This is a genomic window from Paenibacillus sp. JT31N17, from assembly GCF_056269255.1.
The window spans coordinates 227296-252902 of sequence record NZ_JBWDNP010000005.1; the positions used below are offsets into that span (position 1 = coordinate 227296).

The following is a 25607-nucleotide window of genomic DNA, read 5'->3' on the forward strand; positions in this document are numbered from 1 at the left end:
AAGCAGGGACTCCTTAAGAATAGGAATCCCTGCTTTTTGGGTTTGCGTATGGAAGCCCGGTTTGTTATCCATCAGTTGGAAAGCCCGGTGTCCTGCAAATCGATTTCCCTCTTCAGCTTGATATACGCTCTAAGCATGGCAATGCGCCATACCAGAATCATCCCGAAAGCGAGAATAAAGAACAATCCGCCGGTCTGGGGAATGGTGATGCTCTGTTCCACTACGTCATGCAGCAGCAGCCTTACGACGAGCAGTCCGAGCAGGATAAAGATAAAGGTCTTGGAGCGTCTGAGCACAATGGTCTCCCCGCTGCGCTCCAGCGCCGAGGTCCGGATAAGCGGATAAGCGAACAGCAGTCCCCCTGCCGCGAAAGCGATCAGTGCCCAGCTCCACGGAATGCGCGTAACGGGAACGACGAACATCAGGAAGCCCGTTGACATGCCGATAGGCGGAATAATGATTTTGCGCATGGTTGTCGGGCGGTTCGATGCCCGGAGGCGCAGGAATAAAACCGCAATACCCGAGATTAATGTAAGAATGATGGAAGCGCTGTGTGCAGGAAATGAGTCCGGAAGAAAGCCCACGAGGACATTAGCCCCTTTTTGTAAGTGAATGTGTACTTCCCTATCCTACTCTATTTGGAAATCCGGTTGCAAATTTCCCCCCGCAAGTCCTGCTCATTCATTGCTCATCAAACAGATCCCGGTGAATCTTGACCACGACTTTACGCAGGGGCACATCCTCCGCTATCGAGCAGTTGGGCCTGTGAATATCCGAAGGAAACAGCACGACAAAACCGCCGGGAGCCAAATGGACATCTATTTCGCCCTGAACCTCATCGTAAAAAGCGATATCCTCTTTATCATACCGCTCATCCGTAATGATCTGCTCCGGAGAGGCTTTGGCCACCCCCATGCACTCCCTGCCGCTGAGCAGCAGCTGCACATCGATATGCTCCCTGTGCGATTCCGGCCTAATCGCCTTCTTCTCCCTCGTTGTCAACTCATTCAGCAGCAGAAACATCCCCGTTTCTCCGAGCTCATGCTTTCCTGGAGGAAGCGCTGCCAAATCCATCTGCTGAAGCCGGTCAACCGCCCTTCTTACCGGGGCCGGGAACGTATGCTTCTCCGTCTCCCAGTTCGTCAAATCACTATAGATCATCCTTGTATCTCCTCTCTTTTCCGCGGGGAGTGCATCCTTTACGGTTCACCCTGCGCGGGAACTGTCCCTATCTTCTCAAAAAATCGCCTGGAAGGGAAGACGCTTCCATCCCTCTGGTTGTATCGGCTGGAAATGACCGCTATAATCAGGGGGAGTGACCATTTTTTTTGAGATGAGGAGGAAACGGTAATGGCTTTCACACTGCAATTGGGGGCTGAAGCTCCAAGCTTCTCGCTGCCGGCAACGAACGGTCAAACTTACTCCCTGGATGATTTCTCAGACGCACCGGCGCTTGTTGTGTTCTTCACCTGCAATCATTGTCCCTTTGTCCTTGGCTCTAACGGGGTAACCCGTGCCACGGCGCTCAAATTCGCCGAGCATGGCGTTCGTTTCGTCGCCATTAATGCCAACAGCGAGGTGACGCATCCCGATGATTCCTTCGCGCATATGGTGGAGGTGATGGAGAAGGAACGCTTCCCCTGGGTCTATCTGCATGACAAATCCCAGGATATCGCACGCGCTTATGGCGCCCTTCGCACTCCGCATTTCTATGTATTCGATGCCGACCGCAAGCTTATTTACACGGGACGCGGCGTTGACCAGCCCCGTGAGATCGGCAAAATGACCGTCAACGATCTGGACCAGGCCCTCACGGAGCATCTGGCAGGCAAGCCCGTATCAACGCCCCTGACCAATCCCATCGGCTGCAATGTCAAATGGGACGGACAGGATGCCCACTGGATGCCGGAGGAAGCCTGCGACCTGGTGTAAACAACTATATATAGGATCAAAAAAAGGCGCTGCAGAGGCGATTACCCTCCCGAGCGCCTTTTTGTTATGAATGGCTGTCCACAATCGTCTTGACCCGCCCGACATCTCCGCTCTGCAGCCTTACCTTGATTCCATGCGGATGATTGGCCGAGTTGGTTAAAATATCTTTCACGACCCCGCGCGTCGTCTGACCCGAGGCCTGATCCTTCTTCAATACGATATCCACAAGCAAGCCCGGACGAATCGCCGCCCGCTGCTGTCCATTTGCGCTCATACACGCTTACCTCCTTCAATTTCATTGATGCTTTCCAAGCCATGTCCTTTATCATAATCCAGACGATTGCTCATGTAAAGAAACCCATCTCTCCGGCTCCTGCAACTATTCCGTCCGATAAACCGTCTGGAAGATGAGAGAAAAAGAAGCTTTTGGGGTAATACAATAACGAGGTGATACGAACATGAGAAGAAACAGACTTGGAGCATTAGGCATTCTTACTCTTTCCGCTGCTTTATTCACAGGAATCGCCGCCGCACCGCCGCCCGCTTCCGGGGCAGGAGCAGCACTGGCGCAGTCTTCAGGCGGCTGCCGCGCAGACGATAACGGCTTGACGCTCAAGACGGTGCCGGACACCGGTGATCAGGCTCATTTTGAATCCATCCAGTTCCTCAGCCCCAAGATCGGACGGGCAGCCGGGAACGGCTTTATGATCGGAACGTCGGATGGCGGCTGCAGCTGGCAGAACATTAACAATGAAGGAAAATACGATATTCAGGATATGCAGTTTCAAACCAACTCGACAGGTTATGTGATGGCCAAGACCAAAGCCGGCGGGCCGAATCTGCTCTTTAAAACGACGGATGGCGGCACCACGCTGACGCAGGTTCATACCGGCGCTTACGCATTTGACCGCGTTCAGTTCCTCTCTGAGGATGTCGGTTACGGCTTCAGTCGCACCCTGACGTTCAAGACCACCAACGGGGGGCAAACCTGGGAGAAAGTAACGACCCCTCCCAACACCCGCTATGTCCACTTCATTAACCAGAATGAAGGCTGGGTGGTCACGCTTGTTCCCGGAACAGGCTACGAAATCAAACGCACCGTTAACGGCGGGAAGACTTGGGCTAACACGCTGAGCGTCAAGTCGGCCACCGTTGTCGGCGGACAGATCTACGGCACCGAGGAATCCAACGTATGGGTTGTGCTCTACGGGGATTCGGGCATGTCGCAAACGTCCTATTCGCTCTTTCATACAAGCGACGCAGGCGCACATTGGAAGCAGCTTGTCTCCAATTCAACGGCAGGCGGCGGCCCGGCCCCCGGACCTGAGGTTGCCGGTCTGAACGGTCCGACAGGCTCGCCTGAGAACATGCAAATCATCGGTCATGAAGCCGCTTATCTGGCCGCTTCATCCGGCGCTTACGAGAAAGTGTCGATCGGCAGATCGTTGGATAACGGCAAAACCTTCAAGACCATTACCGGCATTCCCGGCTATGCGGGCAAATTGTCCTTTACTTCCGCCAAAGACGGCTTTATCGCGATAACGAGTCTATCGTACTCGGCTATCTATGGAACCACGGACAGCGGCACGACCTGGACGAAAAAGTTTTCCCTCCCTGCAGGCAATTAATTCCTGAATCCCCCGGCTCAAGCTAATCTTCGCGAGCCGGGGGATTTTATCTTTTCTCAGGTGTTGACATTGAGAATGAGAATTACTATCATTATCTGCAGATGGATTTTAAATCCAGTCCGAAAGAGGTCGGTATAATCGGATGAAGAAAATCAAATACTGCTGCAGAAACTTCAAAAACGGCTCCAAGTCGGTTTATACATCGCTTAAGCATGAGTTTCCGGATTTAAAACAGAAGAAGAAGGACTGTCTCGGCAACTGCAAGCTGTGCTCCAGACAGTGTCTGGTTATGATCGGCAAGTCAGAGATCGTCGTAGCTCCGTCGGCCGAAGTTTTGTACCGCAAGCTGAAAGATCGCATAGGCTAACTACCCTTGATTATGGTACGATAGCGAAGAGCAAGTTACCATTTTACAGTAAGGGAGTGCGGCCCGATGATGAATGAAACCTTAAGTCATGCTTTGAACGAACAGTTAAACTTCGAGTTGTATTCCGCTCATGTCTATTTGGCCATTGGCGCATACTGCTCGGGCGAAAGTCTGGACGGCTTCGCTAATTTCTTTATTGTTCAAGCGGAAGAGGAACGGTTCCACGCGATGAAGATTTACAAATACCTGAATGACCGTGGCAGCCGCGTCACTTTGACCGGTATGGAAACTCCAAACAATGACTATAGCTCCATTCTTGATGCCTTCGAGCAGGCTTATCGGCATGAGCAAGAAGTAACCAAACGGATCTATCACCTGTCCGATCTGGCATTAAATGACCGCGAGCATGCGACAATCCAGTTTTTGAAATGGTTTATTGATGAGCAGGTTGAAGAAGAATCGATGTTCGATACCATCATCCAGAAGCTCAAACGGATCGATACGGACAGCAACGCTTTCTTCATGCTGGAGAATGAATTCGCACAGCGCAAATTTACGCCTCCTGCCGTATAGATCCCTGCGCATATAGAATCAAGCCCGGAGCGGTCGGCTCCGGGCTTGATTTGTATTATTGGCCGCACAAAACTTACGCGTTGTCGCTCAGCACTTTGCTTTCCCTTGAAAGAAATGGCATATACACATCCCGCTCCTCGAAGAAGTTATGCGGAAGCCGGGACGGCGTAACCATGAAACGCGGATGAACGGCTACGCGGTCATTAGCGACGATCACCGTAATTTCCCCATTCATATTCCCGATCACCGCTCCATCCTCAATGACAGCCCCTTCGCCTACGATGGCACGGTACAGCCATACATTGCGTCCAATGCGGGCCCCGGGCATGACCACACTTTCGCGGACATCGGAACCTTCGCCAATGGCGACATCACCGAAAACAACGGAGCGGTCAACATCCCCTTCGATCGAGCTGCCGGGATGTACAATCGAGTTCTGCACATCGACAGCCGGACTCATGTAGGAAGACAGCGTATAAAGCTTTTCCTTCGACAGGATCGGCCAGGCATCGGCATCGGCTTTGCCCGCAGCTGCCGCGCCTGCAGCAATTTGGCCGTCAATCAAATCCATATGCGCTTCCCACAAGCTGTCAATTGTGCCTACATCGCGCCAGTATCCGTCAAATGAATGAGCCTGCAGATGCATCTTGGAGCGCAGCATTTGCGGGATGATATCCTTGCCGAAATCATGGCTGGAAGCGGTACTCTCGGCATCTTCGATCAGCAGGCTGCGCAGATCGGCCCAGCGGAACATATAGATCCCCATGGAGGCCAGATTGCTGACAGGCTCGGCCGGTTTCTCGGCGAACTCCACGATCCGCTCCGATTCATCCGTATTCATAATCCCGAAGCGGCTTGCGTCCTTCCACGGAACGCGTTTAACGGCAATCGTCGCAGCAGCGCCGCTTTTGATATGCTTCTCCATCAATGCGCCATAATCCATTTTATAAATATGGTCGCCCGATAAAATCAATACATGCTCGGGATTCTGCTGATCCACATAATCGATATTCTGATAAATCGCATCCGCGGTTCCGGCATAACCGCTTTCGCCGATTCTGCTGGATGGAAGAAGGGCGATATCTGTCCTTCTCCCGCTTTTTCTGTTGCGCCAGGCTCTGCCATCGCCAATGTGTTTATGTAGCGATTCGGCCTGATACTGGGTGAGTACGCCGATCGTTTCTATGTGGGAATGGACACAGTTGCTTAACGTAAAATCAATAATTCGGCTGTGGCCGCCGAAGGGCACGGCCGGTTTGGCGAGCTTCGCTGTGAGAGGTCCCAATCTGCGGCCCTCACCTCCGGCAAGCAGCATAGCAAGACAAGAATTGGCATTCATTTCCTCATTACCTCCCGGTGATGCAACAAGTTCCGGCAAGAAGAAACGGCTTCGCCGTCCATTGGCGGCAAAGGTAAGTTTCTTTCCTTTAGAACATATAGAAATTTATCGATGTGAAGCGTTATAAATTCTATAAGTTCAAGAAAACCGGCTTGTTTGCTGTGTGTTTCTTTAATACCACGCAGCACAGGTTTATGAAACGCATCAAAAAATTTCATGCTTTGGACGCAAGCAAGCAGCTTCAAGATCATATTTTTGGGTATGGGGCATGTCGCAGTTATGTTATTTCTTAACTAGTATGTCCTGCAGGTTGCGGGACAATATCCGGTATCCGAATGGCTCCAGTTCCACCTTCTGCATGCCATCGTTCAAGGGGACCCCCTCACCGGACAGCGCATCAACCCAGTCTCCGCCCGGAATGTGATGCTCCAGAACCGTACGTTCATCCGTGTTGTTCATCCAGATGGTAAAATGTTCGCCGGCATCCATTCGTTCATAGATGATCCTCTGGTCGCCAGAGTCCGCTTTCAGGAAGCGAAAGCGTCCGCTCCGCAGGGCCGTATGGGCTTTGCGAAGGTCAATCAGCAGCTTATAAAAGTCAAACAGCTCCCGGTCCTGCTCGTGCCTGCCCCATATCATGCAGCGGCGGTTGTCCGGATCATCTCCCCCCTTGAGGCCAATTTCATCGCCATAAAAGATACAAGGGGTTCCAATGTAGGTCATCAGGAACACGACCGCAAGCTTCAAGCGCTCCTTGTTCTCCCCGACCCGGGTCAATACGCGAGCGGTATCATGGCTGGATAGCAGATTGAAAATCACCTCGCTGGTCTGCTGGGGATAGCGGATCAAGAGCGCATTTATACGCTCCGCGAACGTAAGCCCGTCCACATTTTCCTCCGCAACGAAGTCCATAACGGTATCCGCGAAGGGATAGTTCATCACCGAATCAAATTGATCCCCGAGCAGCCACATCATGGAATCGCTCCAAACCTCGCCAATCAGGTATGCATCCGGCTTGACCGCTTTGACCCGCTGCCTGAATTCGCGCCAAAAATGATGATCCACCTCATTGGCGACATCAAGGCGCCAGCCGTCAATATCCGCCTCCCTGATCCAATATTCCGCCACGTCCAGCAAATAACGCTTCACATCTTTATTCGCGGTATTGAGCTTGGGCATATGTTCAAAAAAACCGAATGTCTCATAGGCGGCCCTGCCATCCTTCACCTGCAGCGGAAAAGACCGGATATGGAACCAATCCTTGTAGCGGGATTGTTCCCCCTTCTCCACCACGTCGCGGAATGGAGGAAAATGCTCGCTCGCATGGTTGAACACCGCATCCAGCACAACACGGATTCCCCGTTCATGACAAGCCTCCACCAGCTGCTTCAGATCCCGAATATCTCCAAAATAAGGATCGATCCTGCGATAATCGATGATGTCGTACTTATGATTGGAGGGCGACTCGAAGATCGGCGTCAAATAAACAGCGGTAATCCCAAGCTCGCTCAAATGGTCAAGACGGCCGAGAATGCCCTGCAAATCCCCGCCGAAAAAATTTTCTTTGGTCGGCTCAGAACCCCAATCCGCAAGTCCCTCCCGCTTGCTTCCGCTTTTGCCTTTCTCAAACCGGTCCGGCATGATTTGATAAAACACCGCATCCTTGGCCCACTGCGGGGCGGAGAATAAATCCACCTCATGAATGTACGGATATTCGTAATAACCTCGTGTTGGCGCCGGCATCTCGGAAGAAACACCCGCTTCTGTCAGATAAGCAAGCTCATCGCCGCTTCGCATGCGAAATCCATAGGAGAAACGTTTGAATGCCGGCTTGACCGCCGCCATCCAATAATCGAAGAAGCGGTCGGCTGCCACCTTCTCCATCGGGATATCCTCCTGCAAATGTTCCCAATCGTATTTGTCGCCGGTCATGGCGGCGACCTCGTCCACATCGTCCTTCTTCGTCTGGACGAGCAGATGAATCGTCTCTTTGTCATAGGCATAAGCCCAGTTGCTTCTAGGTTTGTGATAAAAGCATTCTCTGAACATCCTGATCCCTCCCCCTTATGTCACACGCTTGCCAGGCGGTATTTACTACTTGTTTAAACGGTGAATTTCCGTTGTGAACCGTCATATCCTATCCGGAGTTTTGTTTCAACTGGATATACACCGGGGTAAGTCTGACTTAGGCTAACCTGGCCAAGACCAAATTGAATTATGGAGGGATTTCTATGTATGAAACTAAACCGACCGTTCAAATTGTGACGACAGCCATGGATGCTCTGCACACCGTGCGGGAGCTGAACCGACAGGGTTATAAACAGGACAATATTTTCGTACTTGCCCATGACAGCGATCAGACTAAATCGCTGGCTGACGCTACGGACACGAATTCCATCGGGATGGCAGAAGAAGGCGTCTTTACGACGATGGCCAATGTATTCCGCTCACGGGGTGATGAAATACGTGCGAAGCTGCAGTCTATCGGCTTTACCGACAGTGAATCCGAGCGTTATGAAGAGGAGCTCGACCGTGGTCGTGTACTTGTTATCACCAACATTCACTAAAGGGCTTGAACAATCGCATAAGCTACTGGATAAATTAGGTCGCAGCCGTTTAGGCTTGCGGCCTAATCGTTCGTATATTTACGAATATACGATACGAATGCCTGGCAAGAAGAAAGAGAAAAAAAACAAAAATGGGAGTCAGCTTACATGAAAATCAAGGCTAAACTAATGATCAGTTTTTTCGTCATGATTGGTTTATTGCTTATCATATCCCTGGCGGGGCTGAATAATTTCACCAAGATGAACGGCAAACTGGATGAGGTTTATTCCAACCGGTATCAGAAGCTCATGGTGGCTTACGATCTGCGCGGCTATGTCAATAATACGGCCAAGGGACTCGTCAACGTCCTGACGGTGCCGTCGGAAGAAACCCTGCAGAAGAACGAAGCTCTGCTCAAGGAGTCGCCGGTGCAGGCTGAGCAGGCCCTCGAAAACCTGAAGAAAATCGCATCCTCGGACACGGAGCACAGCATCCTGCGCGAGCTTGAACGAAACCTGGATCAGTATAATGTCTATACCAATCAGGTTATTCAGCTGGTGCAGCAGGGCAAGGGCACGGAGGCGATTGCGCTTCGTCAGAAGGAAGGGCTGGGGTACCAGGAAGCGGCCGTTAATCTGATTGACGATTTAAGCAGCTTTCACCGCCAGGCTATGGATCAGGCGGTAGCCGAAGCCAAGAGCATGAATCAGACCACGCAGATCATCATGATCTCGACTACCATACTCGGCTTATTGCTCGGTCTTGGCATTATGCTGTGGAATCTGACCAGCATGAACCGCGGTCTGAATAGTCTTTCTTCCTTAATCGGCGCTTATGCCCGGGGCATGCTCGATCCCCGCTCCCGAAAATATACGGAAACCCAGGATGAGTTTGGCGAAGTGGCCAAGGCATTCTACTCCCTGGCGGATGATCTGGAACGGAAAACTACAATAGAGCAGGCCTACAACAAGCAGATGGAAGACGAGACTTGGGTAAAAACGAATCTGGCCTCCGTCGCCGTTGTGCTGCAAAGCGAGCAGGAAATTGCCATGGTCGGCCAGCTCTTCATCGAGCAGCTTGTGCCGCTTGTCGGGGCTTCTTATGGCGGAATGTATGTAAGGGAAGAATTGGGCTCTGCGAACCGGCTGAAGCTTGAAGGCTCCTATGCCCTTCACGAAGAAGCGCTGTTCGGCCAATCCTTTGCCTTCGGCGAGGGGCTTGTGGGTCAATGTGCGCGCAGTCAAGAGGAGCTCGAGCTGAGCGAGCTGCCCGAATCCTATATCAAGCTCAAATCCGGGATCGGCGAGACCGTCCCCCGTACGCTGCTGCTTGTCCCGGTTACCTATCAGAAGCAGCTGCTTGCCGTTATTGAGCTTGCCAGCCTGCAGGCCTTCGATGAAAGGCAGCGCAAGCTGGTTCATGAATTGGCAGAGAACTGCGGCATTGCCCTGAACAATCTGTTCGGACGCATCCGCGTACAGGAGCTGCTTCATGAGTCGCAGACCATGGCCGAAGAGCTGCAGGTCCAATCCGAGGAGCTGATGTCGCAGCAGGAAGAGCTCCGCAGGTCCAATGAGAACCTGGAGGAACAAACCGAGGCGCTCAAGAGGTCGGAGGAACAGCTGCAGAGTCAGCAGGAACAGCTCGAGCACAATAATGATGCACTGGTGAAGAAAACCCATGAGCTGGAGCAGCAGATGCGCCAGACTGAGCAGAAGAACGAGCAAATCGAGAAAACGAAGACGGCTCTGGAGAAGCAAACCGTGCAGCTTGCGCTTTCTTCCAAATATAAATCCGAATTCTTGGCCAATATGTCGCATGAGCTGCGCACGCCGCTTAACAGCCTGCTCATCCTGTCCCAGATGCTCAAGGATAATAAAGAAGGCAATTTAACCGCCAAACAGGTTGATTTTGCCACGACCATTCATTCCTCAGGCGGAGATTTGCTTAAATTGATTGATGAAATCCTGGACTTGTCCAAAATCGGGGCAGGCAAAATGAATATTGTCACCGAGGAGGTGCCGATCCGGGATTTGACCGAAATGGTGCGGAGCAGCTTCAAGCCCGTCAGCCAGCAGAAGAACATTAATCTCCAGATCCACATCGAGCCCGGAACCCCCGCCAGCTTGTATACAGACAGCCAGCGGATCAAGCAAATACTCAAGAACCTCTTGTCCAACGCTTTCAAATTTACGCAGGAGGGTTCGGTCAGCTTAAGCATCCGTTCCTCCCAGCCGGATGATCTTGATTTGGCCGAGGGGAAGGGATCGGTCCTGGCCTTCGAGGTGCGCGATACCGGTATCGGCATTCCTCTTGAGAAGCAGCAGATGATATTCGAGGCTTTCCAGCAGGCGGACGGCACGACAAGCCGCACCTATGGCGGGACCGGCCTCGGCCTTGCCATCAGCCGGGATCTGGCCAAGCTGCTCGGCGGAGAAATCACGCTGCACAGCGAAGAAGGCCAAGGCAGCACCTTCACCTTATACCTGCCGGAATTCCATGTGGCGGCAAGCGTGGAGAGTCCGGCCGGAGCGGAAGAGGATTCCTGGCTTGCAGGTCACCCGGAGCACAGCCTGGACCAGGAAAGCATGGCTTTTCCGTCGGCTGATCAGACAGCCTTCGCTTTCGCCTCGGGCGAAGCGGCGCTTGCCGCCTCCACAGCCCAGGTTATGCCGGCCAATCTGACGGTGGAGGACGACCGTGACGATATCGCGCCCCAAGACCGGGTTGTCCTTATCATTGAGGACGATATTCACTTTGCCCGGGTTCTGCTCGATATCGCAAGGTCGCGCGGATTTAAAGGCATCGTAGCGCTGCAGGGAGATATCGGCCTCGCATGCGCCAAAAATTATAGCCCGGATGCCATTCTGCTGGACATCATGCTGCCGGTCATGGATGGCTGGTCAGTGCTGCATCATCTCAAGCATGACGCCGATACCCGCCACATTCCGGTTCACGTCATCTCCGTTATGGATGATATCCAGCAGGGATTGTCGATGGGAGCCATCGCCTATCTGACCAAGCCGGCGAACAAGGAGCGGCTGGAGACTCTGTTCCTGCAGATCGAATCCTTCCTCGAGCGGGATCTGAAGCATCTGCTCGTTGTCGAGGATGATGCAGCGCAGCGCATCAGCATTGTGGAGCTGATCGGACATGATGATGTTGTTATCAAAGCGGTATCCACAGGCAGGGAAGCGATAGCGGAATTAGCCGCGCAGCATTACGACTGCATGGTGCTGGACCTGGGATTGCCTGATATTAACGGGTTCGATTTGTTGGATAATATCCGCAAGGATGATATTCTTAGAGAAATGCCGATCATTATTTACACGGGCCGCGAGCTGGACAAGAAGGAAGAAATGCAGCTCAAGAAATATGCGGAGACCATCATTATCAAGGATGTCAAGTCGCCAGAGAGGCTGCTTGACGAAACGACGTTGTTCCTGCATCGGGTCGTGGCTGATTTGCCGGAGGAGAAGCGCAGCGTTCTGCACAGGCTGCACAGTGTGGAGACAATTTTCGAGGGCAAGCCGATTCTGATTGTGGACGATGATATTCGCAATGTGTTTGCCTTATCCAGCGCGCTGGAGAGCTATAATATGAATATCCATTTCGCCGAGAATGGCCGTGAAGCACTGGAGATGCTGGATAAGCATCCGGATATCAAGCTGATCCTCATGGATATGATGATGCCGGAGATGGACGGCTACGAAACAATGCGGCATATCCGGCTTATGCCGGAATACGAGCAGCTGCCCATTATCGCCATTACGGCCAAAGCGATGAAGGAGGACCGCGATAAATGCATCGAGGCGGGCGCTTCCGACTACATCGCCAAACCGGTAAATATTGATCAGCTGCTGTCATTAATGAGGGTGTGGTTGTATAAATAACGAGAAGATTGTCAACGAAGCGTCTGAGCGGGAGCGGATCGAAATCGAGCTCCTGCTTGAAGGACTGTATCAATTATACGGCTATGATTTTCGCAATTATTCCTTCTCCTCCGTCCGCCGGAGAATCTGGCATCGGGTGAATTCGGAACGGCTTTCCACCATAACCGCGCTCACGAACAAGATGCTGCATGACAGGGAAGTCATGACCCGTCTCTTATCCGATCTGACGATCCATGTGACGGAGATGTTCCGCGACCCTGCCGTATTCCGCTCATTCCGCGAGTATGTCGTACCGATGCTGCGCACCTATCCGTTCATCCGGATCTGGCATGCGGGCTGCTCGACGGGCGAGGAGGTCTATTCCATGGCCATCTTGTTGAAAGAGGAAGGGCTGTATGAGAAGTCGCGAATCTATGCCACGGATATGAGCGAGCGTGTGCTCGACTCGGCCAAACAGGGCGTCTTCTCCATTGACCGCATGCAGAGCTTTACCCGCAATTATATGGATGCCGGCGGCAAGGAAGCCTTCAGCAAATATTACACGGCCAAATATGATTCCGTGCTGTTTCATTCCGAGCTGAAGTCCAATATTGTGTTCGCGCAGCATAATCTGGTTACGGATCGGTCCTTCAATGAGTTCAATGTCATATTCTGCCGCAATGTGATGATTTATTTTAACAAAGAGCTGCAAAATCATGTGCACGGCCTGCTGTACGACAGCTTGAGCACATTTGGCATATTGGCGCTCGGCACCAAGGAATCGATTAATTTCACGCTCCATGCCGACGCCTATGAGGAGATGGATCCCCAGACCCGTTTGTACCGCAAAACAAAATAAGAAGCGTCCGCCTATCTCCTTCGGCTACCGATGTTGATCTTGAAATAAAGTATGGGCAGGTGAACTCTATCGCATGATTGCTTATGAAGGACCGATTAATATTTTGCTTGTGGATGACCATCCCGACAATCTGCTGGCGCTTGAGGCCGTTCTCGGGAATGACCGCTATAATCTTGTCAAATGCTTGTCGGGCGAGGAAGCGCTGCGCTGCCTGCTCAAGGATGAGTTTGCCGTTATTCTGCTGGATGTGCAGATGCCGGAGATGGACGGCTTTGAAACCGCCAAGCTGATCAAATCGCGTAAAAAAACGCAAGAGGTGCCCATCATCTTCATCTCCGCCACCAGCAAGGAGAGCGAGCATTTCTTCAGCGGCTACGAGGCCGGCGCGATCGATTATATGCTGAAGCCGTTCGTGCCGCAAATTTTGCGGACGAAGATCGAGGGCTTTGTCCGCATGTATCTCAATCATAAGACCCTGCAGCTGCAGAGCGAGCTCTTGCATGAGAAGACCCGGCAGCTGGAGCAAATGAACCGGGAGCTCATCGAGGCCAAGGAGACGGCGGAAATCGCCGCCAAGGCCAAGACGAATTTTCTGGCCATGGTCAGCCATGAGATCCGCACGCCCATGAACGGCGTGCTTGGCATGACCGGGCTGCTGCTGGACACGGAGCTGGATGCCGAGCAGCGGGAATACGCCGAAATTATTCACCGCAGCGGCGACGCGCTGCTGCTGATTATCAATGATATTCTGGACTATGCCAAGATTGAATCCGGCAAACTGGAGCTGGAGGAAGCCCCTTTCCGCCTGGACCTGATCATTGCCGAAACCTTCGAGCTGTTTACGGCCAAGTCCAAGCAGTTCAATCTGGAGCTGACTGCGAGCATCGATCCCAATCTGCCTTCACAGGTGGTCGGCGACGGCTCCAAACTGCGTCAGATCCTGATTAATCTGGTGGGAAACGCCGTCAAGTTCACGCCCAAAGGCTCCATTCAAATCACGGTCAAGCTGCTTCGCGAACGGGAACGCTCGATCGATATCGAATTTTCCGTTCAAGACACCGGCGTGGGCATCCCCGAGAATAAACAGCCCTTGCTGTTCCAGCCCTTCTCTCAGGTGGATACCTCGCTGACCAGGCAGTACAGCGGGACGGGATTGGGACTTGCCATATGCAAGAACCTGGTGGAGCTCATGGGCGGCTCGATCCGTGTGGAGTCTGTCGTGGATGTCGGTTCTGTCTTCCGCTTCACGGTTACGTTGAGGCTCGAGGCCGACCGGCACTCGGAGCTTGCGCATCCTTTCTCCTCCGGGAACGAGACCGCGGCAGCCCGGGAAAGTCCGGAGCCTGCCAGCGTATTGGTCGCGGATGATAACGAGATCAATCAGAAGCTGACGTTGAGGCTGCTGGATAAAATGGGAATTGACGCCGACGTGGTCAGCAATGGCCGGGAGGCGGTTAGCCGGGCAGCGCAGAAGCGGTACGATCTGATCCTGATGGATCTGCGCATGCCCGTCATGGACGGTCTGGAGGCAACGGAGCTGCTGCTGGCTGACTCCGGAGGGGATCATTCTCCGGTGGTCATCGCCATGACAGCCAATGGCCAAAGCAGCGACCGGGAACGCTGTCTGAATGCGGGAATGGCTGATTTTCTGACCAAGCCTATTCAAGCCGGCGCTGTCCGGGAAATTCTCAAGAGATACGGATTTGACACGCAAACCAAACAGTCGGCCCCTTGAAGGGACCGGCTTCTTTGCGCGCCGTCACTCCTGCATCGGACCGCTGCCGGCAGCCGCCTCTTCCATCCCTATCCGGTATTCATAGTTCTGCTCGCAAAGCTTCAGCAAATCGTACTTCAGTCCCCGCTTGGGGAGCGTAATGCGAAGTGGGCTGTTTCCCCCTGACCGCAGCTGGGCCTGAACCGTCTTCAGATCGCTGATCCGGTTCACAATCAGCTCATGCGGGCGCTCCTCCCGGTAATGCCGCAGCAGAAACAAATCGCAAGCCTGATCCCCGAAGCCCTGCTTGAGATCCAGCATGCGGAAATCCCGCAGCATCCCCTCCTGCACCTTGGCGATCAGTACGCGACTCCTCCCGAAGTAGATGACATCCTGATCGGCCGCTCCTTCCCTGTCGACAATCTGCTTCTCGGGCAGCTTCTCCAGAATGCGGATATGACGGAGCATATTATCCGCCTTCTCGAACGCAAGCGCTTCGGCATACTGCTCCATTCTCCCGTACATTGCCGCAATCAGCTTCTCGCCTCCGCTTACCAGCAGCTCTGCCGCCTGATCTGCGCTTTGCCGGTAATCCTCTTCCGGGATAAATCCCTCGCAGACGCCGCTGCACCTGTGAATATGAAACAGCAGGCAGGCACGCCTGGGCATTGGATCACAGGTTCGCAGCTTGAAGTGATCCGTCACGAATTCAAGCACCGCATTGCGAAAACGGCTGCTGTAATAAGGGCCGAACCGTCGGCTGCCGGCTTCCTTATCAGGTACAGACAGCGGATTGGCGGCCGCACGGACCGATTTCGGACGCCTGTCGCGGTAGTAGACATCCAGCCGTGGCAGTCTTTCCTCCGTCAGCTGCAGATAGGCATATCCGCTGTTGTCCTTCTTTAAAGCGCGGTTATAGGGCGGCTTATGAATTTTGATCAGATTATTCTCGAGTATGAGGCTTTCGGATTCATTATTGACCAGAATGACCTCGATTGCAGCGATGCTTCCGACAAGCTGAACCAGCCGTTTATGGGAAGGCTTTCCCTGAAAATACGACCGCAGCCGGCTCCGCAGGCTTTTGGATTTGCCGACATAGAGAATATTCCCATCACTGTCCTTCATCAGATAGCAGCCTGGACGCTCCGGGTAATCATGCGCCTGAAAGTTAAAAGAATTCAATCCTACCCTCCTCACAAAAAAAGCGGTAGTATATAGATAGAGAGGAACGCTCGTTCGGGTTTATTTTAACCTGTTTCACTGTAATTTTCCAGAGGGGGCTGCAATCTGTTCCTTAATCGGGCAAAGCCGCATGTGCTACAATTGCAGGGAAGAATGAATAAAGGAGTACAAACACGCATGTCCAAATCCGATAATGTGCTGGCCGTCCTATGGCTATTAACCTCGCGCAAAAGAATGACCGCCGCCCAGCTGGCGGAGGAGCTTGAATGCAGCGTCCGCACCGTCTACCGCTACATAGACGCCCTATGCGCAACTGGCGTGCCCGTTGTAGCCGAGCCCGGGCATGAAGGCGGCTACAGCCTGCTCAAACCCTTCATGGATGCTCCTCTGTTCTTCGATGAGGATGAGCGCAAATCCATGGTTCATGCCGCCCTGTTCGCCGAGCACGCGGGGTATCCCCATAAGGAGGCGCTTGAGCGCGCGCTTTCGAAGATTAAATTGTACACCAATAAAGATCAGCTGGAGGCGCTTGAGCGCCATACAAGGGGCTTTGATGTGCTTCCTGCGTTTGGCGGCCCACCCGCCGCAGATGAGCCGCTTCTTCGCGAGCTGGAGCTCGCCGTCGCGCAGAGCACGACCGTCCTGATTGATTACCGGAAGGAGAACGGAAGCTCGACCCCGGGTCGCCCGATTGACCCTTATGGCCTTGTCCACTGGACCGGCAAATGGTATATCGTCGCCCACTGCCGGCTCCGCGGCGATATCCGCAGCTTCCGCGTTGACCGCATTCTCGATATGAAGGTCACGGAGGAGATTTTCAAGCGCCCCCATCCGTTCTCGGCGGGCGATTATTTTGCCAGGCAGCTGATGCCCCGTGTCCCCGTGGACAATCTGACGCCGGTTCGGGTGGAAGGAACGCCCGATGCCATCAGACAATTATGCGGCAACGGGAATATGCAGGTCTTCCTCGCGGAGCAAACGCCAGACCAGGCTATGTTTAAAATGGATCTGGAGGCGGCTTTGATTTATTTGCCCGGCATTCTGTTCTCCTATGGAACATCCATCAAAGTATTGGAGCCGCCCGCATTGAAGGAGAAGCTTGCCGCCCGCGCTGCCGAGCTCGCCCATTATTATCAATCCCAGCTATCCTGACAGAAGCTGACCATGTCCGGATGATCTGGAACAAGGAGTGAACGTCTATTTCTACCTTAAAAGAAGAAGATATCCTTCGTCTGGTTCGGGAGGATGATTGGATGACGGGCATTCTGCGAACGGTTCAGACGCTGAACCTGCCGGACTGGTGGGTATGTGCCGGGTTTGTCCGGGCCAAGATCTGGGACACCCGGCATGGCTACGGGGAGAGAACGGCTTTGCCGGATATCGATGTGATTTATTTTGATCCCGGCGATGACAGCGAGGGGAGGGAAAAAGAACTGGAGGACCTATTAACAGGACTCCATTCCGGAGTCCCCTGGTCCGTCAAAAACCAGGTCCGGATGCATCATATCAACCATAATCCCCCTTATGCTTCGGCTCGGGATGCCATGTCCAAATTCCCGGAGACCGCCACCGCCCTGGGCCTCACCCTGTCAGATGAGAACGGGCTTGTGCTTTATGCCCCTTGGGGAGTTGAAGATGCCGTGAACGGTGTGATCCGGCCGACCCCTTTTTTCCGGGAGGATCCGAATAGACTGCGCATATACAGAAACCGTCTCATAAAGAAGAACTGGAAGCAGCACTGGGAGCGGTTAACCATCCTTGATGGCTAGACTCCTCTATCCAATCAGGCGTATTCGAGTCACTTTTTCTCATCAAGCTCTATGGCGATGGTCCAGCTGTTCGGCTGATTAGTCTGATCCGTCCAGCCAAGATGACGGGCTATGGAGCGGATGGGCACCATCGCTGTGCCGTTGATGATTTGCGGCGCGGCTGTCAAGGTTGCATCCGCTCCATCGGCAGTCGCTTTTACGGATCCGACCGCTGCCTCCAGCCTGTGCTTCTGACTGGATAGCACCATCGACTTCGTTGTCTGATCCCAGGCTATCGCAGCGCCTAGAGCAGCCGCGGCTTCCTTGGCCGGTATGAGCATATCCCCCGTTTCACCACCGGACCAGCTCCGTTGGCCGAATGCCGCCTGCTTGCCTTCAATCTTCACCTCGATGTTGCGGACAAGACCATTGCCTAGCAGTATGGCCTCACTGCTATCCGCTTCAAGCTGACGGTTCAGCTCCTCCACATTGTCCGCTGTAACCAGATAGCGGTCGTCATTGCTTCCTATCGATTGAGCGATCAGAGAATTAATCTGCGGGCTGTGATGCGAGAGATCCTTGTACTGATCCAGATCGTAGGTCCACTGCCTTTCTGATTGAAAATCATACAGCTTCACGTTCGGGAGCTTGCTGAACTGCTCGAAAATCCATTTTCTCATCAGCAGCTGATTCTGGAACCGCCCCGGATTCAGGTTCAGCCAGGCAACCTGACGCAGCACGCTGTACGGGGGATAGAAGAAATAAAAATCCACGTCCGGATTGTCTGCAACCAGAGACAGCACATGAGTATTAAAGCTGTGTTTGATCTCCTCTACGCTGTCCTCGCCCAAACCAAAATAAACCTCTTCCGACTGCGCATCCTTATAGGCCTGGACAACCAGCTGCCGGCCGAACTCCGCCCGACGTCCCCAATTGTTCTGATATTCCAAATCATCGGAGGCTGTTCCCTTCAAGTTCGCCTTCATGCTGGTGATAAACTGCTGGTATGCGGAATAGCTGAACCAGTACGGGTAATCATTCCACAGATGATTATCGTACATATAGCCGGGGAACAGGCTTGCCGACTCTTCCGTATTCTGCTTGAGCGAGAAATAATCGAGTCCCCAGAGCACTTTTTTGACCTGGCCGGTCTGCAAGGCCAGGCTCGCCATCTTATGATGCTCATCTGCCGTTGAGCCTTCAAGCGAGAGCTTGAGCGCCTTGCCCTCGAGCTCCCGGCCCACTTCGGAGGGCAGGAAGTTCTCCGTCATCGAGGTTCCGATGATAATCGTATCGTAGGTGTAATTTTTAGCCAACCCCGGATTCTGGTAACGCTCCTCATGGTACAGCACCGGCGTGTACCCAATCGCCTGATGATAAAACTGCAGGGGATCGATCAAGACAGTCAGCGCGGACAATAAAGCCGCTCCCAGCACCGCGAAGACGGCAAACGCCGCAAGCATCCGTTTAGATTTCATACGGGCTGAATATCCGCCTGACCGCCCCGGAGCATGGCCTGCCGTTGTTTTCACCGCCACATTGCCATCCTTCTTTCGTTAGAAATACAAACACCCATGTCCGCGGTAGTCCTTAAAAGTTAAAGTATAAGAATTCGCTGACATGGTTCATATACACCATAGAAATAATGAAACCGATTGCCAGCCATAACGCGGTTTTCCAATTGGGGCGAAAAGACTGCATCCGCTCGGACGAATTGGGAGCAAACAGCACAATCGGCATGGCAATGAGGATGAGCACAATGGGTATAAACGAGCTATGCCATATGGTGATGCCGGTCCCGTAGAGGCCGGTCATGCCTTTCAAAATACGCACGGCCTGCTGCCAGTTCTCCGCCCGGAAGAACACCCAGGTTATCGTGATAAAGACAAATGTCACTATCCATGCCAGCCACTTGGGCAGGGAACGTCCGGATTTCGACCAGAGGCGATGCACGGCTTGTCCCGCACCATGGAGAAACCCCCAGGCGATGAAGGTCCATCCCGCACCATGCCATAAGCCGCCGAGCAGGAAGGTGATCATCACATTGCGGATGGTCATGTACTCTCCACTGCGGCTGCCCCCCAGCGGAATATAGATATAATCACGCAGGAAACGGCTCAGCGTCATATGCCATCTTCGCCAGAAATCCTGAATGCTGAGCGCCTTGTAGGGAGAGTTGAAGTTTTGCGGAAGCTTGATATTGAATAATAGAGCAGCTCCGATCGCCATATCCGTATATCCGCTGAAATCGAAATACAGCTGGAGCGTATAAGAAAGCGCGGCGACCCAGGATTGGAGAAAACGATCGGCGTGCTCGAAGCCGTTGTTGGCATAAATGGCAAACGTATCGGCAATGACCACTTTCTTGAATAGACCGATGCAGAAAATGTACACGCCCCTTGAGGCATTGGGCCAGCTCCACAGCTTGCTGCGGAGACGGTCAAATTGAGGCATCATCTCGCTGTGATGCAGAATGGGACCGGCAATCAGATGGGGATAAAAGGTGACGAACAGCATATAGCTGAGGATATTGTATTCTTTTGCTTTGCCCCGGTAGGCATCGGCAAGATACGCGATCTGCGTAAAGGTAAAAAAGCTGATGCCCAACGGCAAAATAATCGCAAGCGGCGCAATCCCCTGTCCTGTAAGGGCATTCAAGTTGGCAAGGAAGAAATCCGCATATTTGTAATAGCCGAGCAGCAGCAAATCAGCGGCTATTCCCCCGATAAGGACCTTCCGGCGGGACAGCCGTAATTTGTGTCTGGCGGGGGAGGTTTCAGAAAGCAGCCTGCCTATCGCATAGTTGAATCCAATCGAAGCGAGAATAAGGGGAATGTATTTGATGTTCCACCAGCCATAGAAAAACAGGGAGGAAGCGGTTAGCCAGAGCTTGGCGGAAGTAATCATCCGGAAGCGGTTCAGCGTAAAATAAACGAGGAGGGTTAGCGGCAAAAACAGATAAATAAAAAAATAGGTATTAAAAAGCATGCTGATTTTAACCCCCGGACGAAAAATAAGCTTCAAATAAATGGATGCAGGCGTTCATTGCATATAATATTCAACTTTTATCTATATATATTACATTCCATTTATTGTCAAGGGTTTAATTTCCATACAGAGCTTACATTGGAAACAAGGCAGCGGAAGATCCGCTGCCTTGTTTCCCTTTATCGTTATCGTGACTTGTTGCGGTTCGGCTTTCCTGAGCCAGGTGCATTGGCATTGCCGCTTCGGCGATTTCCTCCGGGCGGCGAGGATTTTCCTCCGCGGCCGGAAGGCCCGCCCGTTTTGGAGCGGCCCCTTGAATCGCTTCGCTGCGCAGCCTCCGGCTGCTGCCGCAGCCGCGGAAACTGGGGAGCCCCCGCGCGCGGAGCAAACCCGCTGCTGCGTGCGGCTTCAGCACCGCCCGCTTCGCGGCCTTCGCCGCTGCGCCGCCCGCCAGCCACCCGCGCTTCGCTCCCGCGCGCTGCGCCAGCACCGCCCGCTTCGCGGCCTTCGCCGCTGCGCCGCCCGCCAGCCACCCGCGCTTCGCTCCCGCGCGCTGCGCCAGACCCGTACGCTTCGCGGCCTTCGCCGCTGCGCCGCCCGCCAGCCGCCCGCGCTTCGCTCCCGCGCGCTGCGCCAGACCCGTACGCTTCGCGGCCTTCGCCGCTGCGCCGGCCGCCAGCCGCCCGCGCTTCACTCCCGCGCGCCGCTCCAGACCCGTACGCTTCGCGGCCTTCGCCGCCGCGTACCACGCCCGCCCGGCTGCCGCCTGCGCTGCGTCCCGCTGCAGCCGGTCTCCCGGCACTGCGCCCTGCTCCAGCGGCGCGTCCTGCGCCCCACTCGAATGTCTCGCCAGCAGAGTCCGCGCCGCGTCCGCCCGAGCGCCCGCGTCCGCGTGAATCCGCACGGACCGGTGCGGTCTGCCTGCCGCCGGAACGGCCTCTTGAGACCGGCTTGCGCTCTCTGCTATCCCGGTCATTGCGGCGCCCGCCGGATCTGCCCCCGCCTTGGCGGTCAGGACGCACTTCGGCGGAGTCCCCATGCAGCGATACGCCGCTTGCGCTTCCCCGCTCGCGTTCCAGCTTTTGATTAATGCCCTGCTCGATCGCAGCCATCTCCGGCCTTTCGCTCGGCACCACAAGCGTAATGGCCAGACCTTCGCCGCCCGCCCTCGCCGTTCTGCCGATCCGGTGAATGTAGCTGTCTACATCCTGGGGAACATCATAATTGAATACATGCGTTACCCCTTCCACATCAAGCCCGCGGGCAGCCACATCCGTCGCCACCAGAAGCTGGAGCTTCGCATCGCGGAAACGCTTCATGACCTGCTCGCGCTTGGCCTGCGACAAGTCGCCATGCAGCTCGTCGCTGACATAGCCAAGCTCCTGCAGCGCTTCGTTGAGCGCTTTGGCCCGGCGCTTCGTCCGGCAGAAAATCACGCCCAGATACGGGCGCTGCTCTTCGATCAGACGGACCAGCGCCGCCTGTTTGCCGCGGTCGGAGGTCTCAACCACCAGCTGGCGAATCCCTTTGACCGTCACCTTCGGGGCCTTGACGGTAATATCCTTAGGGTCCAGCATAATCCGGGCAGCCAAGGTCCGCACACTGCCCGGCATCGTAGCCGAGAACAGCATCGTCTGCTTGCGGTAAGGCAGCTTGGTCATAATTTCCTCAACCTCGTTCAGAAAACCCAAATGCAGCATTTGATCCGCTTCATCGAGCACGAACATTTTGACCGAAGACAGCGAAATCGTCCCGCGGCGTATATGATCAAGCAGTCTGCCCGGTGTCGCCACGATCATGTGGACGGCACGCTTGAGCTTCCGCATCTGCGCTTCCACATCCTGCCCGCCGTAAACGGCCAGTACGCTGAACTCCGTCTTGGAAGAGAGCCAGCGCTTGAGCTCGTTCGTAATTTGCAGCGCAAGCTCGCGGGTCGGGGTCAAAATCAGCCCCTGCAGCTCGTCCTTATCCGGTTTGATCTTCTCCAGCATAGGCAGCAAAAAAGCAAGCGTCTTGCCTGTTCCCGTCTGCGCCTGGCAAATGACATCGCTCCCGCTCAAAATAACGGGAATCGCCCCTTCCTGAATCGGGGTTGCTTCCTGAATGCCACCCATGTGCAGAGCGGCAGCCCGCTCCTTCGCAATACCTAACTCCTCAAAACCTGCCAATACATCCACCTCATTTTATCATTAAACCTTCCGTTACGATTCTTTCGGAAACCGGCTTCCCCTATCGTACCACATTACCACTGCCCGCATGTACCGAAACTTGCCGTTCCTTGCCCGATGCTCCGGGCACCGCCGCTCTCTTCAATTGATCCGTTTCCGTATCAGCGCCGCCAAATAGATCAGGACAGGGAAAACAAGAAAACCTGTTAAAATATAAAAAGTGCCCGCCGTAGAAACGAATCGCGCCAGCGTCTGAAAATCCGGCAAGGACCAGAAAGACATGATCAGCGCGAGCAGGCCCATAGGAGCCGCAATAACCCCGTGGTTTTTCAACCCAAGCGTCTTTGCCGTACTCAGGGTGGCGGCATAAAAAAAGACGCTGATTTTAATAAAGGCTCCGAATACCCAGACCAGCAGCACCATGACTTCCACATGCTCCAGAAAATCCGACAAGCTGATGTAACGAGCCGCTACAAAAACAGAATAGTTGTAGATGGCGGTAGAGTCTCCCTGGAGCATCAGGACCGCGAGATTCGTGACGCACATGGTCAACCCCATTGCCGTTACGGACAGAAATCCCCATTTCATGATTTTCTTGTCATCCTTGACCTGAGGCAGGAAATATAAAATCAACAGGAACTGGCAATACCAGCCATCCACCACAAGAGAACTTTTCAAAATCGGCGTCAGGCCATTCTCAAATACAGGAAGGATATTGTAGGCCTCGAAGCCCGGGATGGAGAGAAGAAGCGCCAGCAGCAGGAAGAATAAGATGAACGGAGCAAACAGCTGTGTGCATCTGGCCAACACTTCAACTCCCGCTTTGAGCACCCATATGCAAAGGACGATCATGCTTCCACTAACCACAATCAGCGGTGTTTTCACAAAAAAATTACTGACAATAAAGTCCCCGTAATCGCGGATAACGATGGACAAGATATGCATCTGAAAACAAACAAACAGAATGCCGCAGACTTTGCCCAGCGTCTTGCCCAGCACCCACTCCATCAAGCCGGCGAAGGAGCCGTCAGGCGATAGGCGGTAAAGGCGAACCGCGATCCAGATCATTAAATAGCCTACCAGCGAGCTTATGATCGGAGTGATCCACATATCCCGGCCGGTTAGCCTCGTTGTAATGGCCGGCATCAGCAATACACTTGATGCTGCCACCGCCTGATACATCAGAATGGCTGCCTGCAGGGCAGATATTTTACCTCGGTCCATATGTCGCCTCCATTTATCAGGGCTCCAGCAGCCTGGAGACCGGCTTGTAAATGGCCGTAATCCACTGGGTAGGCCCGGGCAGCCGGCTGTTAATCAGAAGGCCGATCGACAGCAGCACCCCCAGTGCGCCAATCACACAATAGACGATGGTCTCGCGTTTTCCCGCCAGCAGCGATTTTCGGTCCAGGCCATAGATGAATCCGCAGATAATCCAATAAATCAAGACCATGACGGCAAACATATCATTTCTCCTTCCCGGGATTAAGCGTGCTGATATTCGGACTCACAATTCCCATGTGAATAATACGGATCTTTACATTCGCATCAATATCCACCTGTGGAAAAAGCTCATCCCACCTCATCTTGGCCTGCTTCCACTGCTTGGGATAATGCCTCCTGAAGGATTCTCCGATGCCGAATATGTCGGCCTTCATGTTCATTTGAATCTGTTTGAGCGCCCGCTCGATTCTGTCGCGGATGAGGTCATTGGCGCCCTGATTGATCAGCTTGATGTTGTCAGGCTTCATCAGATCAAGCTTTGTCGTATTTTCTATAACATCCGCCATCCCGACGATGGACACGACCATCTGCCATTTGCCGTTGCGGTCAATATGGGGATGGAAGGTCGTTGAGGTGCTTATCAAATTAATTGATACTGTGCCTTCCGAGTCCTCCGGAGTCAGAGTGAGGACTGAAGATTTAATGCGGTCGGTCAGCCAGAATACCCCACGGGTAAGGTCATCATCCACATGTCCTACCATCACCCCCTGCTTGAAAATACCAACGCCATTAAAATAGGACATGTCTGTCTTATGCAGACGATGCTCATCCGATATTTCACTTCCAGCCTGCACGTAGGGAAGAAAAAACGTTTGTTCCGGGTTTTCTATCATGTTCTGGACGATGGTTTTGAGATCAATCTCCGTGCTTACCTCCAATTTAGACAGCTCGCGAAGCGCCTCCATGGAGCTTCGCTCAAGCCGTGGAAGTATCTTCATAATGTCGATCGCTTTTCCCCCTGTTACATAAACGTCGGCCCTCTCGCGCATTTGGCCAAACCGGAGAATGAAATCCAGATCATCCTTAATGCCGGTCTGCGCCCGTTTTCTCCCGAAAACAAACACATCGCTATGCCCCCAGAACAGCTTACGGGAGAGCCGCTCCTGAGTATGGGACATTGCATCGGCAAGCGAACTGCCTTTGGCCGTACTGACCGTTGTTTGCCCCTTCGTCCTGTTCACATCTACTGTACCATCTGAGGAGCTGGTGCCTTCCTTGCCTGAAGGAACATAAATCTGCACCGTAAGTTCAACCTCCCCCTCCTCCCCTTCATCAACACCTGCGGCCAGCACGATTGCCAAATCATTGATTTCCCTTCGGTCCCAGCAGCCGGACAGCAGAGGAACGAAGCAGGACAGAACGAGGATTCGTGCAATCTGCCGGATCGTTCTTCTCTTCATCAGCCT

22 protein-coding genes are annotated in these 25607 nt (G+C 53.5%); 10 read left to right on the forward strand and 12 right to left on the reverse strand.

The genetic code is table 11. From position 1 onward, the window contains the following. Positions 1-71: 71 nt before the first annotated feature. A complete protein-coding gene (locus tag AC0YOB_RS18825; RefSeq protein ID WP_210039108.1) occupies positions 72-584 on the reverse strand; it encodes a CcdC family protein in 513 nt (170 codons plus the stop codon). Positions 585-681: 97 nt separating this feature from the next. Beyond that, positions 682-1161 carry a NanQ anomerase/TabA/YiaL family protein gene (locus AC0YOB_RS18830; protein ID WP_475794078.1) on the reverse strand — a complete coding sequence of 160 codons (480 nt, stop codon included), beginning with the start codon at positions 1159-1161 and terminating at the stop codon, positions 682-684. Positions 1162-1350: 189 nt separating this feature from the next. Between AC0YOB_RS18830 and AC0YOB_RS18835 the strand changes: the two genes are divergently transcribed. Beyond that, complete coding sequence (locus AC0YOB_RS18835) at positions 1351-1932, forward strand: thioredoxin family protein (RefSeq protein WP_475794079.1); 582 nt, start codon at positions 1351-1353, stop codon at positions 1930-1932. 64 nt (positions 1933-1996) lie between these two features. Here the strand turns inward: AC0YOB_RS18835 and AC0YOB_RS18840 are convergent, their stop codons facing one another. Further along, on the reverse strand, positions 1997-2206 hold the full coding sequence (locus AC0YOB_RS18840; RefSeq protein WP_475794080.1) for a YwbE family protein: 210 nt from the start codon (positions 2204-2206) through the stop codon (positions 1997-1999). Positions 2207-2390: 184 nt separating this feature from the next. Here AC0YOB_RS18840 and AC0YOB_RS18845 point away from each other — a divergent pair, with 184 nt between their 5' ends. The 3 genes from AC0YOB_RS18845 (at position 2391) to AC0YOB_RS18855 (ending at position 4500) form a co-directional block, all read left to right on the forward strand. Then, positions 2391-3560 (forward strand): WD40/YVTN/BNR-like repeat-containing protein, encoded by a 1170-nt coding sequence (locus AC0YOB_RS18845; RefSeq protein WP_475794081.1) that lies wholly within the window; start codon positions 2391-2393, stop codon positions 3558-3560. A 142-nt stretch (positions 3561-3702) separates the two neighbouring features. Then, positions 3703-3927, forward strand: coding sequence for a DUF1450 domain-containing protein (locus AC0YOB_RS18850; protein ID WP_475794082.1), 225 nt, complete (start codon positions 3703-3705; stop codon positions 3925-3927). A 69-nt stretch (positions 3928-3996) separates the two neighbouring features. Further along, positions 3997-4500, forward strand: coding sequence for a ferritin (locus AC0YOB_RS18855; protein WP_475794228.1), 504 nt, complete (start codon positions 3997-3999; stop codon positions 4498-4500). Between the two features lie 73 nt (positions 4501-4573). On the opposite strand, the gene AC0YOB_RS18860 is transcribed toward AC0YOB_RS18855, so the two are convergent. After that, positions 4574-5839, reverse strand: coding sequence for a glucose-1-phosphate adenylyltransferase (locus AC0YOB_RS18860; protein ID WP_475794083.1), 1266 nt, complete (start codon positions 5837-5839; stop codon positions 4574-4576). A gap of 282 nt (positions 5840-6121) precedes the next feature. Further along, complete coding sequence (locus tag AC0YOB_RS18865) at positions 6122-7888, reverse strand: alpha-glycosidase (protein ID WP_475794084.1); 1767 nt, start codon at positions 7886-7888, stop codon at positions 6122-6124. A 182-nt stretch (positions 7889-8070) separates the two neighbouring features. Between AC0YOB_RS18865 and AC0YOB_RS18870 the strand changes: the two genes are divergently transcribed. From AC0YOB_RS18870 to AC0YOB_RS18885, 4 genes are all read left to right on the forward strand, one after another. After that, complete coding sequence (locus AC0YOB_RS18870) at positions 8071-8406, forward strand: YflT domain-containing protein (protein WP_210039117.1); 336 nt, start codon at positions 8071-8073, stop codon at positions 8404-8406. Between the two features lie 147 nt (positions 8407-8553). Beyond that, positions 8554-12279 carry a response regulator gene (locus AC0YOB_RS18875; RefSeq protein WP_475794085.1) on the forward strand — a complete coding sequence of 1242 codons (3726 nt, stop codon included), beginning with the start codon at positions 8554-8556 and terminating at the stop codon, positions 12277-12279. Further along, positions 12272-13117 (forward strand): CheR family methyltransferase, encoded by an 846-nt coding sequence (locus AC0YOB_RS18880; protein ID WP_475794229.1) that lies wholly within the window; start codon positions 12272-12274, stop codon positions 13115-13117. Before AC0YOB_RS18875 ends, AC0YOB_RS18880 begins: the two co-directional genes overlap by 8 nt. A 73-nt stretch (positions 13118-13190) precedes the next feature. After that, positions 13191-14852, forward strand: a complete 1662-nt coding sequence (locus AC0YOB_RS18885) for a response regulator (RefSeq protein WP_475794086.1) — start codon at positions 13191-13193, stop codon at positions 14850-14852. 24 nt (positions 14853-14876) lie between these two features. On the opposite strand, the gene AC0YOB_RS18890 is transcribed toward AC0YOB_RS18885, so the two are convergent. After that, a complete protein-coding gene (locus AC0YOB_RS18890) occupies positions 14877-16013 on the reverse strand; it encodes a GIY-YIG nuclease family protein (protein WP_475794087.1) in 1137 nt (378 codons plus the stop codon). 177 nt (positions 16014-16190) lie between these two features. Between AC0YOB_RS18890 and AC0YOB_RS18895 the strand changes: the two genes are divergently transcribed. Together AC0YOB_RS18895 and AC0YOB_RS18900 are read left to right on the forward strand one after the other, a co-directional pair. Next, entirely contained in the window at positions 16191-17165 is a 975-nt protein-coding gene (locus tag AC0YOB_RS18895; RefSeq protein ID WP_475794088.1) for a helix-turn-helix transcriptional regulator, read from the forward strand. 47 nt (positions 17166-17212) lie between these two features. Next, entirely contained in the window at positions 17213-17782 is a 570-nt protein-coding gene (locus AC0YOB_RS18900) for a nucleotidyltransferase family protein (protein WP_475794230.1), read from the forward strand. Between the two features lie 29 nt (positions 17783-17811). On the opposite strand, the gene AC0YOB_RS18905 is transcribed toward AC0YOB_RS18900, so the two are convergent. The 6 genes from AC0YOB_RS18905 to AC0YOB_RS18930 form a co-directional block, all read right to left on the reverse strand. Further along, positions 17812-19239: a copper amine oxidase N-terminal domain-containing protein gene (locus AC0YOB_RS18905; RefSeq protein ID WP_475794089.1), complete on the reverse strand. Its 1428-nt coding sequence runs from the start codon at positions 19237-19239 to the stop codon at positions 17812-17814. 112 nt (positions 19240-19351) lie between these two features. Then, positions 19352-20749 (reverse strand): MBOAT family O-acyltransferase, encoded by a 1398-nt coding sequence (locus AC0YOB_RS18910; RefSeq protein ID WP_475794090.1) that lies wholly within the window; start codon positions 20747-20749, stop codon positions 19352-19354. Between the two features lie 185 nt (positions 20750-20934). Next, positions 20935-22926, reverse strand: coding sequence for a DEAD/DEAH box helicase (locus tag AC0YOB_RS18915; RefSeq protein WP_475794091.1), 1992 nt, complete (start codon positions 22924-22926; stop codon positions 20935-20937). Positions 22927-23058: 132 nt separating this feature from the next. Next, complete coding sequence (locus tag AC0YOB_RS18920; protein ID WP_475794092.1) at positions 23059-24141, reverse strand: GerAB/ArcD/ProY family transporter; 1083 nt, start codon at positions 24139-24141, stop codon at positions 23059-23061. A 16-nt stretch (positions 24142-24157) separates the two neighbouring features. Then, on the reverse strand, positions 24158-24382 hold the full coding sequence (locus AC0YOB_RS18925) for a hypothetical protein (RefSeq protein ID WP_475794093.1): 225 nt from the start codon (positions 24380-24382) through the stop codon (positions 24158-24160). A 1-nt stretch (position 24383) separates the two neighbouring features. Next, positions 24384-25601 carry a Ger(x)C family spore germination protein gene (locus AC0YOB_RS18930; RefSeq protein WP_475794094.1) on the reverse strand — a complete coding sequence of 406 codons (1218 nt, stop codon included), beginning with the start codon at positions 25599-25601 and terminating at the stop codon, positions 24384-24386. Positions 25602-25607: the final 6 nt, after the last annotated feature.

Coding starts and splice junctions, on each gene's coding strand:
- AC0YOB_RS18830 (WP_475794078.1), bottom strand. CDS start 1,161: ATGATCTATAGTGATTTGACGAACTGGGAGACGGAGAAGCATACGTTC.
- AC0YOB_RS18905 (WP_475794089.1), bottom strand. CDS start 19,239: ATGAAATCTAAACGGATGCTTGCGGCGTTTGCCGTCTTCGCGGTGCTG.
- AC0YOB_RS18855 (WP_475794228.1), top strand. CDS start 3,997: ATGAATGAAACCTTAAGTCATGCTTTGAACGAACAGTTAAACTTCGAG.
- AC0YOB_RS18850 (WP_475794082.1), top strand. CDS start 3,703: ATGAAGAAAATCAAATACTGCTGCAGAAACTTCAAAAACGGCTCCAAG.
- AC0YOB_RS18860 (WP_475794083.1), bottom strand. CDS start 5,839: ATGAATGCCAATTCTTGTCTTGCTATGCTGCTTGCCGGAGGTGAGGGC.
- AC0YOB_RS18840 (WP_475794080.1), bottom strand. CDS start 2,206: ATGAGCGCAAATGGACAGCAGCGGGCGGCGATTCGTCCGGGCTTGCTT.
- AC0YOB_RS18885 (WP_475794086.1), top strand. CDS start 13,191: ATGATTGCTTATGAAGGACCGATTAATATTTTGCTTGTGGATGACCAT.
- AC0YOB_RS18895 (WP_475794088.1), top strand. CDS start 16,191: ATGTCCAAATCCGATAATGTGCTGGCCGTCCTATGGCTATTAACCTCG.
- AC0YOB_RS18920 (WP_475794092.1), bottom strand. CDS start 24,141: ATGGACCGAGGTAAAATATCTGCCCTGCAGGCAGCCATTCTGATGTAT.
- AC0YOB_RS18870 (WP_210039117.1), top strand. CDS start 8,071: ATGTATGAAACTAAACCGACCGTTCAAATTGTGACGACAGCCATGGAT.
- AC0YOB_RS18865 (WP_475794084.1), bottom strand. CDS start 7,888: ATGTTCAGAGAATGCTTTTATCACAAACCTAGAAGCAACTGGGCTTAT.
- AC0YOB_RS18875 (WP_475794085.1), top strand. CDS start 8,554: ATGAAAATCAAGGCTAAACTAATGATCAGTTTTTTCGTCATGATTGGT.
- AC0YOB_RS18835 (WP_475794079.1), top strand. CDS start 1,351: ATGGCTTTCACACTGCAATTGGGGGCTGAAGCTCCAAGCTTCTCGCTG.
- AC0YOB_RS18910 (WP_475794090.1), bottom strand. CDS start 20,749: ATGCTTTTTAATACCTATTTTTTTATTTATCTGTTTTTGCCGCTAACC.
- AC0YOB_RS18930 (WP_475794094.1), bottom strand. CDS start 25,601: ATGAAGAGAAGAACGATCCGGCAGATTGCACGAATCCTCGTTCTGTCC.
- AC0YOB_RS18845 (WP_475794081.1), top strand. CDS start 2,391: ATGAGAAGAAACAGACTTGGAGCATTAGGCATTCTTACTCTTTCCGCT.
- AC0YOB_RS18925 (WP_475794093.1), bottom strand. CDS start 24,382: ATGTTTGCCGTCATGGTCTTGATTTATTGGATTATCTGCGGATTCATC.